This window comes from Dissulfurispira sp., from assembly GCF_036745535.1.
Classification (GTDB): domain Bacteria; phylum Nitrospirota; class Thermodesulfovibrionia; order Thermodesulfovibrionales; family Dissulfurispiraceae; genus Dissulfurispira.
The window spans coordinates 1-1841 of record NZ_DAIOFX010000164.1 but is presented as its reverse complement, the minus strand read 5'-3'; the positions used below and the strand labels follow the sequence as shown (position 1 = coordinate 1841).

Genomic DNA, 1841 nt, shown 5'->3' with positions numbered 1-1841 from the left:
GAAAGATTTTTAAGTATTCGTGGAGGGTTAGTCAGAATTTGAATTTATTCTCTAACAAAAGGAGGTAGTGCAATGGGTAAAAGGATTTATGTATTATTTGTGGCTGTTCTGGCGCTTGCCTTTGTAGGGGGAGTTTACTACACAAGCGCAGATGCCCAGAAAGCAGCGCCAAAAGAAAAAGCAGTAGATGTAGAGGCATGTTACAACTGTCATGCGCCTGTTAAAGAACTTCACGCAATGGGCAAACATGCAAAGATAAATTGTGTGAACTGTCATAGCGGACTCGATAAGCACTTGAAAGCTCCTGGTAAGGATACAAGACCTGTTACTGATTTGTCGTGGGAGGCATGCGGGCAGTGTCATAAGGAGCATTATGACAGCTTTATGACAATGAACTACCACAGGCCTGCAAGGTCTGAAAAATCACTGCTTACCGGCAGATCGCCCAATCCATTCTGGGATAAACTCATGGCACCTCATGGATTTACAAAGGAACATGCACTCACAAGAAGCCATCCCTTTATGCTCATCGACCATCTAATTGTTGACAGGGCATACGGTGGAAGGTTCCAGGCAAAGAATGGGTGGGAATATGTAAATGCAAAACCAGGCACAAAGGCATGGGATTTGTTAATGGACAAATATCCAGATGTAAAAGAGCATAAGGCATTTATTTCCCAGAGTGCAGCAGCAGCAAACCCTGTTTGTCTGAATTGTAAGACGCAAGATCACATCCTCGACTGGGCATATATGGGAGACCCTGATAAAGGTGCAAAATGGTCAAGGACGTCAAAGGTATTTGAATTTGCAAAAGACCTCAACCACGCACTTAACTGCTACATGTGCCATGATCCTCATGCTGCAAAGCCGAGGATCGTGAGGGACGGCCTTATTGAAGCTCTGACAAGGCCTGAAGCGGATACGCTCTGACACAAAGATCCGAAAAGAACGGGCATCAAGGTTTATGATCTTGGCGTAAGAGGCTATACCAGAAAGATAGCTATTCTTGACAAATATGATACTAAACTCCAGTGCGGTCAATGCCATGTAGAATACAATTGCAATCCAGGTCACGACCCCAAAACAGGCGCTGCAATTGGAATGGCTGACAGGAGGACAAACCACTTTCCATTCAAAAAGGTTGCAGATATAGTTGATCATTACTATAACCTCGGATTCCGTGACTTTAAGCATGCAACTACAGGCGCATCATTAATTAAGGCGCAGCATCCCGAGGCCGAAGTGTTCTGGAATTCCAAGCATGACAAGGTCGGGGTTGGATGTAATGACTGCCATACTCCAAAGGTGAAGGACAAAAAGACGGGCAAGGTCTATACATCGCATTTTGCAGTGACACCGAGATTCCAGCTAAAAGAAACATGTCTTAAGTGTCATTCAGGCTGGACAGAGGAGCAAGCGCGTTATGCGATAGACTCTGTAAAGGATTATATCAAAGGCAAGATGAGAAAGTCAGAGTTCTGGCTTGCTGAACTGATTGATAAGTATGCTAAAGCAAAGGAGGCAGGAGTTGGAGAAGATGTCCTTGCCGAGGCAAGGAAGCTTCATGATATTGCCCATATTAACTGGGAATGGTGGACCGCAGAAAACTCTGACGGTTTCCACAATCCAGAAGAGGCAAGAGAATCACTCGGTAGATCGATGGATGTATCGCAGAAGGCTATAAAGCTGCTCACCGATGCGATGGCTAAAAAATAACAGGCTCTCTGCAAAGGCGGGGCAGATGCCCCGCCTTAAGTTTTTACAAAAACTTAAGGGATTGGAGGGGTCAGTCGAGAATCCAGTATGCATACCCCTATGATCCACTGATAGATAAAATGACT

At 44.9% G+C, this 1841-nt stretch carries 2 protein-coding genes; both read left to right on the top strand.

The genetic code is table 11. From position 1 onward, the window contains the following. The first annotated feature begins 72 nt into the window (after positions 1-72). Entirely contained in the window at positions 73-930 is an 858-nt protein-coding gene (locus V7L97_RS12470; RefSeq protein WP_333656481.1) for a hypothetical protein, read from the top strand. Between the two features lie 24 nt (positions 931-954). Next, a complete protein-coding gene (locus V7L97_RS12465) occupies positions 955-1716 on the top strand; it encodes an ammonia-forming cytochrome c nitrite reductase subunit c552 (RefSeq protein ID WP_333656482.1) in 762 nt (253 codons plus the stop codon). Positions 1717-1841: the final 125 nt, after the last annotated feature.